The organism is Povalibacter sp. (genome assembly GCF_036520495.1).
Taxonomy (GTDB): domain Bacteria; phylum Pseudomonadota; class Gammaproteobacteria; order Steroidobacterales; family Steroidobacteraceae; genus Steroidobacter.
This window is the reverse complement of sequence record NZ_DATDJO010000018.1, coordinates 270997-288228: the sequence shown is the minus strand read 5'-3', so window position 1 is coordinate 288228 and position 17232 is coordinate 270997. Positions and strand designations below refer to the sequence as shown.

Annotated in this window: 15 protein-coding genes; 8 read left to right on the top strand and 7 right to left on the bottom strand. The window is 63.4% G+C overall.

The window, feature by feature from the left end; genetic code table 11:
• Positions 1–18 precede the first annotated feature (18 nt).
• The 7 genes from VIZ63_RS06555 to VIZ63_RS06525 all read left to right on the top strand — a co-directional run bounded on the left by VIZ63_RS06555 (position 19) and on the right by VIZ63_RS06525 (position 7864).
• Positions 19–2124 carry a sensor histidine kinase gene (locus VIZ63_RS06555; protein WP_331608730.1) on the top strand — a complete coding sequence of 702 codons (2106 nt, stop codon included), beginning with the start codon at positions 19–21 and terminating at the stop codon, positions 2122–2124.
• 132 nt (positions 2125–2256) lie between these two features.
• Complete coding sequence (locus VIZ63_RS06550; RefSeq protein ID WP_331608729.1) at positions 2257–2931, top strand: response regulator transcription factor; 675 nt, start codon at positions 2257–2259, stop codon at positions 2929–2931.
• A gap of 230 nt (positions 2932–3161) precedes the next feature.
• On the top strand, positions 3162–4553 hold the full coding sequence (locus VIZ63_RS06545; RefSeq protein WP_331608728.1) for an FAD/NAD(P)-binding protein: 1392 nt from the start codon (positions 3162–3164) through the stop codon (positions 4551–4553).
• Position 4554: 1 nt separating this feature from the next.
• Positions 4555–5262: a response regulator transcription factor gene (locus tag VIZ63_RS06540; protein ID WP_331608727.1), complete on the top strand. Its 708-nt coding sequence runs from the start codon at positions 4555–4557 to the stop codon at positions 5260–5262.
• Between the two features lie 103 nt (positions 5263–5365).
• Positions 5366–6286 carry a S1/P1 nuclease gene (locus VIZ63_RS06535; RefSeq protein WP_331608726.1) on the top strand — a complete coding sequence of 307 codons (921 nt, stop codon included), beginning with the start codon at positions 5366–5368 and terminating at the stop codon, positions 6284–6286.
• Positions 6287–6623: 337 nt separating this feature from the next.
• A complete protein-coding gene (locus VIZ63_RS06530; RefSeq protein ID WP_331608725.1) occupies positions 6624–6833 on the top strand; it encodes a hypothetical protein in 210 nt (69 codons plus the stop codon).
• A 218-nt stretch (positions 6834–7051) separates the two neighbouring features.
• Positions 7052–7864: an arylamine N-acetyltransferase family protein gene (locus VIZ63_RS06525; protein ID WP_331608724.1), complete on the top strand. Its 813-nt coding sequence runs from the start codon at positions 7052–7054 to the stop codon at positions 7862–7864.
• Between the two features lie 157 nt (positions 7865–8021).
• Here VIZ63_RS06525 and VIZ63_RS06520 read toward each other — a convergent pair whose 3' ends face one another.
• The 4 genes from VIZ63_RS06520 to VIZ63_RS06505 all read right to left on the bottom strand — a co-directional run bounded on the left by VIZ63_RS06520 (position 8022) and on the right by VIZ63_RS06505 (position 12001).
• A complete protein-coding gene (locus tag VIZ63_RS06520; RefSeq protein WP_331608723.1) occupies positions 8022–8930 on the bottom strand; it encodes a DMT family transporter in 909 nt (302 codons plus the stop codon).
• 167 nt (positions 8931–9097) lie between these two features.
• Positions 9098–10285 (bottom strand): formate-dependent phosphoribosylglycinamide formyltransferase, encoded by a 1188-nt coding sequence (purT, locus tag VIZ63_RS06515; protein ID WP_349261139.1) that lies wholly within the window; start codon positions 10283–10285, stop codon positions 9098–9100.
• Positions 10286–10416: 131 nt separating this feature from the next.
• Positions 10417–10953 carry an MEDS domain-containing protein gene (locus VIZ63_RS06510; protein ID WP_331608721.1) on the bottom strand — a complete coding sequence of 179 codons (537 nt, stop codon included), beginning with the start codon at positions 10951–10953 and terminating at the stop codon, positions 10417–10419.
• Positions 10954–11080: 127 nt separating this feature from the next.
• On the bottom strand, positions 11081–12001 hold the full coding sequence (locus tag VIZ63_RS06505) for an AraC family transcriptional regulator (protein ID WP_331608720.1): 921 nt from the start codon (positions 11999–12001) through the stop codon (positions 11081–11083).
• A 203-nt stretch (positions 12002–12204) separates the two neighbouring features.
• On the opposite strand from VIZ63_RS06505, the gene VIZ63_RS06500 reads away from it, so the two are divergent.
• Positions 12205–12723 (top strand): hypothetical protein, encoded by a 519-nt coding sequence (locus VIZ63_RS06500; protein WP_331608719.1) that lies wholly within the window; start codon positions 12205–12207, stop codon positions 12721–12723.
• Positions 12724–12825: 102 nt separating this feature from the next.
• On the opposite strand, the gene VIZ63_RS06495 is transcribed toward VIZ63_RS06500, so the two are convergent.
• The 3 genes from VIZ63_RS06495 to VIZ63_RS06485 form a co-directional block, all read right to left on the bottom strand.
• Entirely contained in the window at positions 12826–13656 is an 831-nt protein-coding gene (locus VIZ63_RS06495) for a DNA ligase (protein ID WP_331608718.1), read from the bottom strand.
• Positions 13657–13776: 120 nt separating this feature from the next.
• Complete coding sequence (locus tag VIZ63_RS06490) at positions 13777–16140, bottom strand: FHA domain-containing protein (RefSeq protein WP_331608717.1); 2364 nt, start codon at positions 16138–16140, stop codon at positions 13777–13779.
• 78 nt (positions 16141–16218) lie between these two features.
• Positions 16219–17154, bottom strand: coding sequence for a YcjF family protein (locus VIZ63_RS06485; RefSeq protein ID WP_331608716.1), 936 nt, complete (start codon positions 17152–17154; stop codon positions 16219–16221).
• Between the last annotated feature and the right edge of the window lie 78 nt (positions 17155–17232).

Below are 17232 nucleotides of genomic sequence, written 5' to 3'. Positions count from 1 at the left end.
GGTAGCGGTTCCTTCTGCATGTTGTCCCGTCTTCAGCAATTCATCGATCAACTGCAGATCGACACGTCGCGAGCCAGTCTTGGCTTCTGGATCGCGGCTATCAACGTCGCGATCGTGGTGCTGGTCGTGGGCGGCATTTCCATCTCGGCCATCGGCTCGCTGCGCGATCTCGCCGATCAGCAGGGCAAATCACGCGTCCAGCTCGCTGGCGCCATGGCGCGCGAAGATCTGCGCCGCTACGGCGAGGATGCGCTGGTTCAGGCCAAGACCGTCGCGGAGCGGGCCACGCTGCAGCGTCTGCTGGCCAACCGGCAAGCCGCGGCCATCGGTCCCTATCTGCGCCGCTCCTGCAACAGCGACACGATCACGTCGTGCGCGGTGTTCGAAGGCAGGAATCTGGTGGCGCAGGCCGGCGTCCCGCTGCCCTGGGTGGAGATTGCCGAGACCGGTGCGGAGCAGGGCGAGCGCTTTCTGGTGACAGCGGCCGATGCGCCCTATCCAGTGCTGGGTGCCTCGGCGCAGATCGGCGGCGCGACCGAGCGACGTCTGTACGTGGCACGCTTGTTCGACGACAAGCTGGGGCGCGCGCTGACCGATCGTGTCGGCCTGCAGATCCGGCTGATCGGCTATCGCAATTTCGTCGGCAGCAAGAAGGTCGACGATTACACGCGACTGCACTCGGCAGGCCTGTCGGATGGACGGTCCGCGGTGGCGCGTATCGAAAGCGAGGATCTGTACGCCGCAAGCTTCCCGGTGTTCGCCTCGACCGGTGAAGCGATCGCATTGCTGGAGGCGCGTCTGCCGGCGAGTGACATCGACGAATCCGTCGGTAGCCTGGTCCGACGATTGCTCATTACCGCCGTCATCCTCGCTGCGCTCGCGGTGCTGGCTGGCGTGATACTGGGTCAGCAGGTCGCAGGTCCAGTGAGTACGCTGACCGAAGCTGCCGAACGTCTGGGTCACGGCGATTTCTCGACGTCGATTCCGGTCGGCGGCACCAAGGAGGTCGGCAAGCTTGGCCGCACCATGGAAGACATGCGTAACAACCTCGTGGAACTCACGGGTGCGTTGCGTCGCCGCGAAGCCGAAGCGCAGGCGGTGCTGGGCGGCATCGTCGAAGGCGTGTACGCCGTCGACAAGTCGCGTGTCATTCGCTATCTCAATCCGCAGGCGGCACGGCTGCTGGGCGTACAGGCGCACGAGGCCATCGGCCGCTTCTGCGGCGATGTGTTGAAGCCGTGCGCCGAGAACGGCGTGCGTCCCTGCGAAAGCAATTGCCCGATCCTGCGTGCACGTGCGGAAGGCAGTTCGCAGGCGACCGAACGACTCAATCTGCGCGAAGGCACGCCACGCACGGCGATCATCACCAGCGCGTCCCCGGTCGACGATCTGCAGGTGCAGGTGATCCGCGATGAAACCGAGCTGGAAGGCGTGCGCCGCGCGCGCGATTCGGTGCTCGCCAATATCTCGCACGAGTTCCGCACGCCGCTGGCGGCGCAGCTGGCATCGATCGAGCTGCTGCGCGAGGGCATGGACACGATGTCGGGCGACGATCAGAAGGAACTGGTGCTGTCGCTGGAGCGTGGCGCGCTGCGGCTGACACGTCTCATCGACAACCTGCTCGAAAGCGTGCGCATCGAATCCGGCCAGCTCGGCATCCGTCATCAGGATGTCTCGATCAGCGAAATCATCGAGGACGCGGACATATTGATCGGCGCCCTGCTCAGGCAGCGTCGGCAGACGCTGGAGCTGGCGCTTCCCGACGATCTGCCGAACGTCGATGGCGACGGACCGCGGCTCACCCAGGTGTTCGTGAACCTGATGGCAAATGCCAGCAAGTACGCGCCCGAAGACAGCGTGGTGCGCATCGGCGCATCGGCGGCAGACGGCGTCGTGACCGTATGGGTGGAAGACGAAGGTACGGGTGTGCCCGAGATCGAAACCGGTTCGATTTTCGAGCGCTTCTATCGCGGCGCCGATGAGGAGCCCGAGCCCGGTGGCCTGGGTCTCGGTCTGTGGATCGTCAAGTCCATCATCAACCGGCATGAAGGTTCGATCCATGCGGAACGCCGCGATGGCAGGACGCGCTTCGTGGTCGAGCTGCCGCAGGCCAAAGCGGAGTGACGCAGGTGGCGAAAGCCGGAGACAATACGGTTACACCTATATGCCATTTGCGAATGCGGTGGCTGCGTCGTCTTCATTACTCTGGTCCCTCGCTACCTTCGTCACTTTCGTCACCCTCGTGACTCTGCAGCCATGAAAATTCTCTCCGCCGACGACGACAAGGACCTGCTGGCGCTGATCGCATTCACGCTGTCGCAGGCCGGCTATCTCGTGGTCAAGGCCAGCGATGGCCAGGCGGCGATCAAAGCCTTCGATGCCGAATCGCCGGACCTCGTGATTCTCGACATCAACATGCCGGGCGCCAGCGGCTTCCAGGTGTGCGAGGCCGTACGCTCCAAGTCGCGCGTCCCGGTGATGATGCTGACCGTGCGTGGCGAGGAAGAAGACCTGGTCAAGGCGCTGGAACTCGGCGCTGATGACTATCTGACGAAACCGTTCAGCCCGCGCACGCTTCTGGCGCGCGTAAAAGCATTGCTGCGCCGCGCCGGGATGGAGAACTCTGCGCCGCTCGCCGCCGGCCGCGTCAAACTCGATGTCGAAGAACATACCGTGCAGGTCGGCGGCAATTCGCCGGTGCGCCTGACCAAGCTCGAACTGCGCCTGTTGCAGATGCTGATCGCCAACGCAGGTCATACCGTCAGTTCCGATCGCCTGCTGATGCAGGTGTGGGGACACAAAGGCTCCGGCGATCGTCAGCTTCTCAAGCAGCTCGTGCACCGCCTGCGCCAGAAAATCGAAGTCGATCCGACGAATCCCGACATGCTCCAGACCGCACCCGGCGCGGGATACAAGCTGGTCGTGGAGTAAATCAGGCGGTACACAAGAGAGCGCAAAAAGAGCACAAAGGACACACAGGAAACGGGCCAATTGCTTGATCCGATCCAACCGGAGCGTCTGGTGCTTTCTTGTGCTCCTTTGTGTACATCTCCTTCTCTTCGTTTTCTCTTCGTTCTTCCAACCGACCTTTCACCGCCGCGTTACTTACTTGATACCGTCCTTCGCCTAACCTGTCGGTAACAGGCTGGTGGAGATTTTGATTGGCGGGATTGTTGCGCACGATTGCGATAGTTGGCGGCGGATTCAGCGGGACGTTGCTTGCAGCGAATTTGCTGCGCCGCCCGCCGAGCGGGCCGACGCGTCTGGTACTCATCGAGCGGAATGAGGTCGTCGGTCGTGGCGCGGCGTACGCGGACCGGGGCTTTCCGTTTCTGTTGAATGTGCCGGCCGGCCGTATGTCGGCGAATTCTCTCGCGCCGCGCGAGTTTCTGCAGTTCGCGCAGGAACGCGTTCCTGCGGCCACGGCCGAGGATTTCCTGCCGCGCGCGTTGTATGGCGAGTACCTGCAGCAGGTCCTGCTGGCAGCTGATCTGAGTGCGCCGCGCCACATCCGGCTGGAAGTCTGGCGCGGCGATGTCAGCGGCGTTCGTCGACTCGAACGCCATTTACCGCTGCAGCTGGAACTCACCGATGGGCGCAAGCTCACCGCCGACGATGTCGTGCTGGCACTCGGCAATCCCAAGCCCGCATCGTTACCGGCCGCCGCCGCCATTGCCGATCATCCGGGCTACGTGGCCGACCCGTGGTCGAAGGAGCTGCGGTTCGCGCGACACGAGACAGTGCTGCTGATCGGCACGGGTCTGACGATGGCGGACATCGTCAACATTGCATCCGTCGACCGACAGTCAACGCCGAAGATCCATGCGTTGTCGCGGCACGGACTGTTGCCGCCACGTCAGACACCATTTCGACCTGAAGCATTTCGCGGTGATGGCAATGCGTTGCTGCTGGCGGCCTCGCGTTCGCTGCGCGGTCTGGCGAGTGCAGTGCGTCTGCTCGCGACCGAAGCGGAGAAGTGCGGCGGCGACTGGCGTGAAGCCATCACGTTCGTGCGTCATATGGCGCCGACGATCTGGCAGCGCATGCCGGAGCGGGATCGCGAACGCTTCCTGCGCCATCTGCGCGCGCAGTGGGACGTACATCGGCATCGACTACCGCCGGAAATCCTGCAACGCATCGATGGCTTGCGCAACGCGGGTCAGCTGCAGATCCACGCCGGCCGCATTCAGCGCTTCGAACCACGGGCCGGCAGCATCGAGGTCACCTGGCGTCCGCGTCATGGCTCGCAGTCGACATCGTTGACCGTCGACAAGGTCATCAATTGCACCGGACCCGACTATTCCATCGCGCGCTCGTCCGAACCGTTGTGGCGCAGTCTGCTGCAACGCGGTCTGTGCGTACCCGACAACCTGGGGCTCGGATTGCGTACCGGACCGAAGGGTGCGGTGATCGATGCCGACGGCTGGCCGGGTCCGCACCTGTTCTATGTGGGACCGATGCTGCGGGCGGATCATTGGGAGGCAACAGCCGTCGGCGAGCTGCGCACGCATGCCGAGGCGCTGGCGGCGCTACTGGCAAGCGAGCGTTCCTGACATGGATGTCGATACCGAACCACCGTCGCGATCCCTGAACATCCTCATTGCGGATGACGACGCCGATCTGCGGGCACTGATTGGCTTTTCGCTGCGCCAGGCCGGATTCAACGTGTGCTCGGCGGCGGATGGTCGCTCGGCGCTGCAGGCATTCGCGACCCAGCGCCCCGATCTGGTATTGCTCGACGTCAACATGCCGCCGCCGAACGGGCTCGAGGTCTGCGTCACGATCCGCCAATCGTCGACCGTTCCCATCATGATGCTGAGCGTGCGCGATCAGGAAGACGACCTGGTTGCCGCCATCGACGCGGGCGCCGACGACTACGTGCGCAAGCCATTCAGTCCACGCGCGCTGATCGCCAGGGTTCGCGCGCTCGTCCGCCGCGGTACGAATATCAATCCGGCTTCGATCGATGCGGGCAACATTCGTCTCGATCTCGAACAACACACCCTGCGGATCGGCGCTGCGCCGCCCTTGAGCCTGACGCCGCTGGAAGTGAAGGCGCTGCAACTGCTCGCGACCAGTCCGGGTCGCACTGTGACGGCCGAACGACTGCTCAATCACGTATGGGGACGCGCCACGTTGCGCGAGCGCCGCACGCTGAAGCAGCTCATCTATCGACTGCGCAAGAAACTGGAAGACGATCCGGCGTCGCCGCGGGTGCTGCAGACCACGCCGGGTGCGGGCTACAAGCTCGTCGCGGAGTAAGAACGGGGGTGACCGCAAAGAACGCATAGATCCGACTTCTATGCGCTCTTTGCGTTCTATGCGGTTACTCTCGGTCCTCCTCCCGCTTTCAATATCGATACCCATGAAACCCTTGTTTGGCCTGCTGCTCGGTCTGGTGCTGCTGGGTACTGGGCCGCTGTCGCATGCCTGGTCGCGATCCGGCCACATGGTCACGGGTGCCATCGCCCACGAGGATTTGCTAGGCAGCGATGCCCGCGTCATAGCGCAGGTCGCCGACATCCTCGAGAAACACCCGGATCGCGGGACGTTCGAAGTCGCGCTCGGCGCTGCCACCGGCGAGGCGCGCACCCGTCGGCTGTTCATGGAGATGGCGCGCTGGCCGGACGATATCCGCAACTCGCCGTTCGATCATCCGACCTGGCACTACTCCGGAAAGCCGCTGATCGATCCGCGCGAACCGCCGACCACTGCCGTGCGGAATCATCTGTCGGGAGCGGCACTCGAAGCCTTTGCGCTCAATCTGCGCCTGGCCGGAGATCGCAATGCCTCTGCTGCCGAGCGAGCGGTGGCGCTGTGCTGGATTTTCCACCTCGTTGGCGACATGCATCAGCCACTGCATGCGGTCGATCTGTTTTCCTTGCGATTTCCGGAAGGCGATCGTGGTGGTGGGTTGCAGTTCGTGCGCGAGACAGCGGATAGCGAACCGCAGACGCTGCATGGTTTCTGGGACGGCATCGTTCCGGGGACGGGCGAGGCGTCGGACGTCCTGGATACCGCCAACGCACTGCGTGCCAGATCGACGCGCTCCGCATTTCCGCAATTGGCAGCGCGCGCGACAACGAACATCGCAGTATGGAGCAGTGAGAGTGTCGATCTGGCCGCGGCCAAGGTCTATCGCAGTGATCTTCGCACCGGTGCGTCGCCGCAGAATGCGACGGTATTGACACCCGACTACGTCAGTGATGCTCGTTCGACCGGTGAGCTGCGAATTGTCCTGGCGGGATATCGTCTGAGCGATCTGCTGCGCGCGCTGTTTTCCTGAGGTTGCAGCGGTGCTGTCGTTCGCTGCACTGCCGCAGCAGCGAGGCTACCGCCTCGTGACTGCCGCGTGATTGACGTTGTCACCACAACGACGCTCTGGATTGATCGCGAAAAGTGCCCGCCCCTGTAGGGAAAGATCTCAGGAATGAATTCGCGTCGGGAAGAAGTAATGGATGTATACCGAAAAATCATGGAATCTCGCGCCCCCGCGCGGTCGAACGATTCTCGCTCGGTGCGGGAACACCGAAAGCGTCGTTGCGTTACAAGGCACCAATGTAACGCGATCTCAATGAACAGTTGGCAGGATGAGTCTCGGCATCATCCCCGGAAGGACGACGATGGCTTACGCAATTTCAAAGGGTGTGGACGACACCTGGACACTGTGGCGGCGTGATGTGGTAGCGGCGATCCGCAGCGACTTCCCGGAAGTGCTGCAGGACATCGGCGAGAACGACATCGATTGGGACGCCTGGCGGGCTTACTACGATCGAGGTCGTTCTCCGCAACAGGCTGTCGACGACGCGTTCCTGCGTACTGTGGAAGTCTGAAGCGCATCGCATCCGGTTCGAACGAAGGACGGAATCGGACGCTCGGAACGCAACGCGGCCCTGACCGAACGGGAATCCCGCGGGTAAAAGACCGCGGGAAGAATGATCTTCGGACCACTACATCCTGTATGCGGTTTGTGTGGCTCCGTTCTTCCCTCTCACGCACTACGCACGCGGCCCTTATATGATCGCCGCTGTCAGCGGCCGGCCCTTCCTCCTTGAACATCGATCACTACCTGCATCGAATCGGTTTTCGCGAAGCGTGCCTGCCTGACCTCGCCACGCTGCGCGCGCTGCATCGTGCGCATAGCGAGGCCGTGCCGTTCGAGAACCTCGATGTGCAATTGCGGCGTCCGGTCTCGCTCGATCTTCCGGCTATCTACGACAAGCTGGTGCTGCAGCGTCGGGGCGGCTGGTGCTATGAGCAGAATGGATTGTTCGGATGGGCGCTGACGCAGCTCGGCTTTGATGTCGTGCGTCTCAGTGCCGGCGTCATGCGTGAAGCAATGGGTGACATCCAGCTCGGAGGTCATCTCTGTCTGCTCGTGCGGCTGGAGCAACCGTGGCTGGCCGATGTGGGTTTCGGCGGCAGTCTGGCGGGTCCGCTATTGCTGCACGCGGGCAGCCGTCTGGATGCTCCGTACCGTATCGACCTGGTGGAGATCGAGCACGGCTACTGGCGCTTCCTCGAGCAGGCGCATGGCGAGCCCTTCAGTTTCGACTTTCGGGCGGTGCCGGCCGACGAGGCGCTGCTGGCAAGTAAATGCGATTGGCAGCAGACGAATCCGGCGTCGCCGTTCGTCCAGAACCTGGTCGTGCAGCGTCGTCGCGGCGACACGCACATGGGATTGCGCGGTCGGGTGTTGACTCGCATGAACGCCGGAAGCGGCGACAAGACCGTGTTGAGCTCCGCGGAGGAACTCGTCGAGTGTCTGCGTGTGAAGTTCGATCTCGACGTTCCCGAAGCCGCGTCATTGTGGCCGGCGATCTGCGTGCGTCACGAGACGCTGTTCGGGCAATCGTCCGTCTGATGAGCATCGCAGCGGCGTCAGGCCAGAAAAGCGGAAGATCTCCACGAGGTGACACGGCGGCAGGAGAGGGCGACGAATACAATTCGTCCGCCCCATCCGCGGGATTGCCCGTTTACCCCGTCGAAAATCTTTATCTCTTGATCCGGTGCTTCAGCCACTAACTCTTCGCAGTGCGCTGCTGACTGAGTGCCACTCCGCCGAGGATCAATGTGCAGGCCAGCGCCATGCTGGCGGTGACGGGCTCGTCCAGCAGCAACCACGCCCAGGCCACACCGAAAAGCGGAATCAGGTATGTGACAGTCGATGCACGCGGTGCGCCGATGCGGTAGATCAGGCGATAGAACAGCATGTAGGCGATGCCGGTGCAGACCACGCCGAGCATGCCGGCGCTGAACCACGATCTGGCGGAGATCGCGTGATCGGGCCAATGGGTGATAGCCAGCGGTGCGAGCAGCAGGCTGGCGCATAGCAGTGTTGCCGACGCGTTGGCGCCGGCAGGAATGCCCGACAGATGCTTGCGCAGCAGATTGCCGCCGACTCCGTAAAGAAATGCCGCGAATGTGCCCGCGAGTGCGGCCGGCCAGACGCTCTCCCCGCTGGTCTTGCCGCTGGCCAGCACCACCACGCCGGCGAATCCGGCAACCAGGCCGATGGCACGACGCGAATTGATGCGTTCGCCGAAGAATGCGAAGGCGATCACCGCAGTGAACATCGCGGCGGTCGCATTGCTGATGGCACCGATGCCGGCGGGCGCGCGTTGTGCGGCCCAGGCGAACAGGACGAAAGGAATGGCGGAGTTGATGGCGCCGATGCCGGCGATCTTCCACCAGAGGTTGCGCGAGAAATGTCGGCGCTCGCGCCAGAGAAACGGCGCCAGGATCAGGCCACCGAGAACCAGTCGCACTTCGACGAGCGCCAGCGCGCCGAAGTCCGGCGCCGCGATGCGCATGAACATGAAGGAGGCGCCCCAGATGGCGCCGAGCGCCAGGAGTTCCACCGGAGTGAGCCATGCGTAAGCGGATTCGGCGCTGACGGCGCTCGAGGTGGTCCCGGAAGCGATGGCCATGACGATCCTGTCTGTGAAGGGCGCTCGATTGTCGCGCGGGATCGGTCAGGAGCAAGTCCGAAATCGGACAAAGATACGAACTCGCCGGGCGAGGTGCGTCGAGTGCGCCTCAGCTCGGCTCATCGACAACAATTTGTGCAGCGGCGATCGGGATTTCTACGCGCTGCTCACTTCAGCCGCACACCCGCCAGCAATGTCCCGGTCATTGCACGGGCTTTGGCACGCGCCGCATCGATGCTGTCGCCGAGTGCCAGCGACACGCCCATGCGGCGGTGGCCGCGGACTTCGGGCTTGCCGAACAGCCGCACCGCCGTGTCCGGCTCGCGCAGCGCAGCCGCGACGTTGTCGAACTCGATGTCATTCGAGTCGCCGCTGACCAGCAGGGCACAGGAGGCTGCCGGTCCGCGCTGCCGGATCGCGGGAATCGGCAATCCGAGGATCGCGCGGGCGTGCAGAGCGAACTGCGACAGATCCTGCGAGATCAGCGTGACGAGCCCCGTGTCATGCGGGCGCGGCGACACCTCGCTGAAATAGATCGTATCGCCGGCAACGAAGAGTTCGACCCCGAACAGGCCGTTGCCGCCGAGTGCGGTCGTGACTGCGTCGGCAATGCGCTTCGACTCTGCAAGCGCAGCGGCGCTCATCGGCTGCGGTTGCCAGGATTCGCGGTAGTCGCCATCGATCTGCAGATGTCCGATCGGATCACAGAAACTCGTCTGACCGTTGTGCCGCACGGTCAGCAGCGTGATCTCGTAGTCGAACGCGACGAAGCCCTCGACGATGATCCGTCCGCTGCCGGCACGTCCGCCCTGCTGCGCGTATTCCCAGGCCCGGTGGATATCCGCCGCGGTGCGCACGACGCTCTGTCCCTTGCCGGACGAACTCATTACCGGCTTGACCACGCAGGGCATGCCGAGCGCGCGCACGGCAGCGTCGTATTCCTCGCGCGTATCGGCGAAGCGATAGGGCGAGGTTCGCACCTGGAGTTGCTCGGCCGCGAGCCGGCGGATGCCTTCACGATCCATCGTCAGTCGCGCAGCGCGGGCGGTGGGAATCACGGTGAATCCTTCCGCCTCCAGTTCCAGCAGCGTCGGTGTGGCGATCGCTTCGATCTCCGGCACGATGAGCCGCGGCCGCTCCTGTTCGACCACTGCGCGCAGCGCCGCACCATCCAGCATATTGATCACATGCGAGCGGTGCGCCACCTGCATCGCTGGCGCATTTGCATAGCGGTCCACTGCAATCACTTCGCAGCCGAAGCGTTGCAGCTCGATCGCCACTTCCTTGCCCAGTTCGCCGGCGCCCAGCAGCATGACGCGGGTGCCTGAGGCGGATAGCGGCGTTCCCAGAATGATCGAGGTCGTGGTCACAGGCATCCAGTGGCGTGCGGAAGGGCCGCGAGTATCGGCTGTCCCGATGAGCTCTGACAATGGCGATCCAAAGCCCGCAGCAGGGACTTTCCCACCAGCACACGCACCGCGGGTCGTTACACCTCGTGGCTGTGCAGTGCGCGAATGAGCTCGGTAAGGCGTCCCGGATTGCGGGTGGTGTCGATGGCAGCTGTCGAATAGCCGCAGAGCAGGGTGAATCGATGCTCGCGGCTGAACTCGTTCCAGAGTTCTTCGAGTTCCATCGCCGTGTCCGGCAGACCGTCCTGGATCAGCACATTCGCGGTCTCGCTGTGTGCGCGCACGGGCTGACCGCGCGACGCGGCCTGGCGCATCAGCGTGTCGAGGAGCGCATGGAAGCGCGGACGATCGCAGCGCGAGCCGTTCATGAACTGGGACAACAGCGTTCGGGTATCGAGCTCGATGTACTGGTAGCGTGCCGTCAACGCGGGGACATCGATGCTTCGCTGACACAGCTGCGTACGAATGACGTCGCGATGCTCGGGTGTCGCGACGATCAGGCAGGTATCACCACAGGCGATGCCGTCGCGGATGAAATCGACGACTGTCTGTACGCGATCAGTTTCGCTGGAAAAAAAACTGGCTACATGACCTGCGGGAAAGGGACCTCTCATGCGTTACCAGCATAGAGAAGCGCTGCGGATTGTCCATGCGCCGATTACCCGGATGTGACGCTGGTGTTCTCCTTATTGCGCGTACGGCAAATGGATCGCACGTAAAACGCAATGCCGTTGCGGTGATTCACATAATGGCCGTGGTTGTAAACGATGTCGACACGCTTGCCTGCCAGCGCTGCAGTTGCCGATAGAACGTCGCCCGGGAATTGAATCCGACCCGATCGGAGATTTGCTGTCCAGTCAGGGTGCTACCGCGTTGTATACGCAACGCCGTCTGGATGCGCTTGCGGTACAGGAATTGCGTGGGCGTCATGCCATAGACGCTGCGGAACAGACGCATGAAGTGATGCACCGACAGACAGGCCGCCGATGCCATCTGCTGCAGTCCGATGTCGTGGTCGTAGTTCGACTGGATGAAATCGGCGGCCAGCGCCAGGCGCCGGGTCAGTTCCGTACGCGTCGATGCCTTCACGCAATCGAGATTCCAGCCGCTCCCGTGGATGCGGTGTTGCTGTTGCAGCAGACGCTCGGCCAGCACCTGCAGCTGTTCTTCGTACCAGCGTTCATCATCGACTCCCGCGAGGATGTAATGTCGGATGAACCGCATGATCGGTGTCACTGCGCTGTCGTGAGGATGCAGCCGCTCCGGAAATTCGATGGTCGTGTCGATGGATGGTTTGCCTTCGAGAACGACGGTGTCGTTCGCCGTCATGGCATGCCGCACATCTTCCACCAGCCCCGGCCGGAAGAAGATCGAAAACGACTCGACTTCGCGTTCCGAGGCGATCAGCGAGCCATAGCGGCGGCCATCGTTCAGCATCAGGTAGGCGTCGTCATCGACTGCGACGGAACGTCCGTCGACGAAATAGCGTTCAGCCCCGCCCAGCGCCATCTTGATCGACAGGCGCTGCTGGAACGTGGCGTACTCCGCGCGCCGGCTGCGACCCAGAATCACGCAGTTTTCCTGGCCCCAGCGTGAATAGAACCACTGACGGAATGCGGTATTTCCCGGCGACAGGTCCGGCATCGAACGCAGCAGCATCATGCCTCCTGAGCTCAGTGGCACCCGGTTGAGCAAGCAGTGGCGGGCTGGTCGAGTGCCTCTGCTCCTAGACTGCGAACTGACCTGCGTGCCGTCAAGCCGCACCAGGCGCGCTCTGATGCGTTGGAGAAAATTCGCAGCCGTTGCGACAGGTCGCCCGGTGGGGGCGAGTAGAGTCGCCCGACTACCGGTGCGGGAGATCCGCGATGACACGCTTTTACCGGATGCTGTCGGTCGTACTCCTGATGTGCAGTGCCGCGCAATCGCAGTCCGATCCCAGCCCCATGCCTGCTTGCCTGTCTCCGTTATTTCGTCAGTTCGATTTCTGGATCGGCGACTGGGACGTGCGCAATCCCGCCGGCGAACTTGCCGGTCGCAACACCATCACGGCGGAACAGGGTGGCTGCGTCATCGTGGAGAAATGGCAAAGCGTGGCGGGCAACGGCGGCATGAGCATGAGCTACTACGAGCCGCAATCCGGACGCTGGAAACAGAACTGGCTCAGTCCGGGCGGGATACTGGAGATGAGCGGCGGTATGCGGGGCGACTCCCTGATCATGGAAGGCCCGATGCAGTACCTCGGCAAGGAGAAGACGACACTGCTGCGGGGTACCTGGACGCCGCTGCCAGACGGCCGAGTCCGTCAGCACTTCGTCGAATCCACGGATGGCGGCAAGACCTGGACGGAGTGGTTCGATGGCTACTATCGGAGAATTGATAATTGACAGTTGGTAGTTGCGGAGCCGGCTTCCAGATTGCGGTATGGATGATTCAGAGCCCGGGTCTCGATGGTTTATTTCGACACTCCACTGTCAAACATCAATTGTTCATTGTTCACGCACGCGCACGAAGCTTGCGAATCGCGGGACGCCGTTGTCCGTGAGGCCGTGATAGCTGTAGGTCACCCACACACCGATCGCAGGTGGATGGCGGCGTTGCGCGTCGGTGAACCCCGTACCGAGGTTGAACTGCATGCCATCCGGCCGCTCCACGCGCAGCGCACCGAGCAGGGTTGCGTACTTGCCCTTGCCGGGCAGGTAGCCGACGACCCGCGCTTCGGCGTCGTCATGCTGCTTCAGCTTCAGCAGGTCATCGCTGCGCCCCGCCCGATACAACGAGCTGCCCCGATGCAGCATCACACCTTCGCCACCAGCGGCGATGATGCGATGGAGCATCGCGAACAGTTCGTCCTGGTCGCGGGCCCGGAACTGCGGAACCAGTCGCAGCCAGGGGTGCGGCAGCGACGCAATCAGCTGGCGCAGTTCCGTGAGTCGCTGATCGAACGTGCCGCCGTGCTGCGGCAGATCGAACACCATGAAGCGGATCCGGCGCCACGCCGCATCGTCCGGCTCGGCGTCGCGCACCGTCGCTACTACCTGTTCGAACTGGCCTCGATCGATCCACAGTTCGCCGTCGAGGGGGCTGGCCGGCAGGCCCATCAGGAACCAGTGCGGTGCGTGGATGGGATTGCCGGTCCGGCTGAGCAACTCACGGCCATTCCAGAGCGCGCGAACGCCGTCGTATTTCTCGCTGAGCCAGTAGTCGGCGACGAAGACGCGATCATGAAAGCGTTTTGCGAGCAGCAGCGGCGCGGCGTTCGACGCGAGCGCATCGGCGCTCAGCAACAGCAATGAGGTGATGAAGTATCGGCGTTCCATGCCGCGTCCTCGGTGAGGGAATGCCGGCATCAGAACGCAGGCTGCCGCCGTTCGTCGCGCGAATTTCTTGGCAGAGGACGCAGAAACTCACGCGTCATCGCTGCTGGAGTCGCGCGGCAGTCAGTCCTCGCGACGCCCTCCGGGCGGGAACGAAATGACTTCGCCACCGCTGGGAGCAACGGGGCGCGCGCTGAGGCGGAACTTCAGATCGCCGATGGCGAGGATGTCGCCTTCGTGCAGCACGTGTTGCTTGACGAGCTGATCGTTCACGTAGCAGCCGTTCGTGCTGCCGGCGTCCTCGACGATGACGGCATTGGGCCCGACCAGCAGCCGCGCGTGGTGGCGGCTGATCATTTTCGATGGAATGAAGATATCGTTGTCGTTGGTGCGGCCGATGGTCATGACGCGTCTGTTCAGCAGCAGCGTCTCGCCCTCGTGATTGACAGGCTCGAGGACGCGTTCGATCGGCAGCGCGTCGGCGGCGTCCGCCTCCGGGTTCAGGGCCATGCCATCCACGTCCTGACGGATCGCTGCCAGCGCTTCGATATGCACGGCGAGATCGGCCTTCAGTGTCGCGATGCGATTGTCGCGATTGAAGAGCTGCTGGGTCATGGTCTTGACCCGTCCGCGCGCCTTGCTGAGCTGTTCGGACATGATGCCGCGTTCGTCCTGTGCGGTGCGGATCTCGGCGCGCAGGGTGTCGATCAGCGTGTCGCGTGCGCGCAGCGACGACTCCAGTCCCTGCAGCATCGAACCGAGTTCCTGCACTTCGGTGCGCATCCGCGCCAGCTCGACATTGCGTTCGTTGAGCAGCTGCGTGTCGTCGTTCGATACGGCATGCAGGCGTTCGATCTTGCGGCGCAGGTCCTCGTTGGATCGCTGCAGCTCCTCGATGCTGGTGTGCGCGACGTGCAGTTCCTGCAGCCGGGCGTTCGCCACGCTGGATTGGGCTTCGAGTTCTGACCAGACCGCGACTGCATCGCGTTTCACGTCCGCAAGTTCAGTGGCGACCTGCGCCAGTTCGGCCGTCCGGGCCGCCAGCTCCTGCGCCGTGCCTGCCAGTCGGTCGCGTTCCTTCGAGACGGACAGCAGTGTCGACTCCAGGTCCGCGATCTGCGTCAGCAGCGATGAATACCGCTCCTGATCCGCCGCGGAACGCGACGTGGCTTCCGTCAGATTCGATTCCAGGGATTGGCGCAGGCCCAGCAGTCCATCGCGCTCCTGCGTCAGCGACGCCACCGTGGATTCGAGCTCGCGGATCTGCGCGAGCAGTCGATCCTGACGGTCCTGGTCGGCCGCAGACCCCGACGCTGCCTCGTGCAGTCGTTCGTCGAGCGTGCGTCGCTCGGCAAGTAGACCGTCGCGTTCCTGCGCGAGCGCGTTCAGTGCGGACTCGAGCTGCCGCATCTGCGACTGCAATTCGTCGTAGCGTTCCTGGTCTGCCGCGGCTCGCGCTGCGGCGTCGCGCAGATTCTCTTCGAGGGCCTGGTGCGTCAGCTGCGATTGCTGCGCCTGATGGCGCAGCGCCTCCAGCTCCAGGCCCAGTTGGGTGAGCTGCTCATCGCGTGCTGCAATCTCGGCAGCGAGCCGATCGCTGGAGGCCGCGCGGTGATTCGCGGCGTCGCGCAGGGCGCTGAGTCGATGGGCATCGGCAAAGGCTTTCTGCAACTGTTCGTTCAGTTCTTCGCGCGAACGTTCCAGCGCCGCAATGGACGCGTTTCGCTGCGACACCATCGAAGACATGATGTCGTAGTCGGCGAGCTTGGCCGCGAGATTGCGACCCAGCGCATGCGCCTTGCCGTGTTCGGAGATGACGACGCGCTGCAGTTCGTCGATCTGGCGCGCGCGCGAGGAGGCCAGTTCACGCGTCTCTTCCAGCGCCTCGCGCATCCGCGCATATTCGTCGGCAGTGCTGGTGAAGTTGGCCATGCTGCGCTCGAGCTGTTGCTCGAGCGCAATGCGCTGCTGCTCGGCCGCGAGGCGTTCGGCTTCGCGAGTCTCGTCCGTCCTGGCAAGCTGCGTCTTGTGGGTTTCGACCTGTTCACGCAGCTGCTGCTGCAGGCGCTGGGTCAGCGCCTCGGAAATCTCGTGCTGCTGTCGTAGATATTCGCCCTGCGCTTCGAGGGCCGCGACACGCGCGTGCAGTTCATTGCGCTCGGTATTGGGAATGCGCGTTGCGGCTTCTTCGGTTTCGCGCTGTGCGCGCCGCGCCGCGGCCAGTTCGGCCTCCAGGGTGTCGATGCGCTGGCGCAGGCGCTCGACGTTGATCGACAGATCGACGCCGCCCGGTGCCGGAAAACCGGCCTGGCTGCTGCGCACGATCGTTTCCGTTTCCGGTTCGCCGAAGCTTTCGACCAGCCAGGTGTCGGTGGTCGACAGCGGATCCGTGGCTTCCTGCGAATTGGACGCCTCGTAGGCAACGACATCGAGCTGCGGCAGCTCGTCAGTGCGGTCGAGATCTTCGGAGTGAGGGTGGGTCGACATCAGGTGGCCGCCGCTGGCGGTACTAATGTTCGCAGCCTACCTGAGCGTGCGACCAATGGCAGCGGTACTTTCTGACGGTCAGTTCCGGACCATCGACATGATCTGACTCGCATCGAGGGTCCGGGCCTTCTCCCGGATCAGCCCGATGTTCTGCTGCTGCAGCTGCCTGGCATCGCCGAGCAATGATTGATACGTGCTCTGCAACAAGGCGGTATTCATCTGCCGGCCACCGGCGTAGTAGCGCTTCGCCAGATGACCCAGCGCGTACGTGGTGGCGAACGAGAAGGCCGCCCCCGTGGCGACACTGCCGAGTCCGCGGCCCAGTCCGCCCGCGACGCTGCCGAGCAGTCCTCCCAGCAGCTTGCGACCGAACTGTTCGAGGTACTGCGAGGTGATGCCTATGCCGGCCGTGGCAATGAATTCCTTGATGTGATTGCGGTCCAGATCGTGTCCGTAGCGCTGGCCGATGCGGTAGACCATCTTCATCTGCAACGGAATGATGGCCATGGAGGCCAGCGATTGCGGCAGCAGTTCGATCGCCCCGTTCACGATCGAGTGATTGAAAATGTACTGATCGAGATCGGCGTCCGACGGCGCGGGCGCTGCGGTCTGTGGCAGGGTTGCCGCAGCGAGTGGCGCTTCGACCAGTGCGCTCGCCTCGCGGTCGATAGCGCCGGCCTGTGTCGCGTCGAGCGACAGCGCGACTTTCAGCTGATCCAGGAACATGCGCTCTGCGGCATTCGGGGCGCCATCGGCATCGCAGACGCAGACCGCCATCTCATAGGCGAGCTGGCGTTGTGAGTGATCGGTGAGCGCCGCAGCGGCCTGCCGCAGGTCCACGCGCTTCAGCAGCACATCCTGGTACAGGCGCGTGAGTTGCGGCGCGTCGAATTCGCCAGCCAGCGATGCGGCTATGCCCTTGATGGCTTCGCGCTCGCGATCATCCCCCGAGCCATCGGCAAAGGCGGCCAGCAGTGCGATCGTCAAAATGGCCTGTTGTTCGGCGGTGGGCATGGCTCGAGGGTGATTTCGCTAGTGGCGGCGGCAGCAGGGTGCCACAGACAGACCGGAGACTCGACGAAGGGGGCCGTC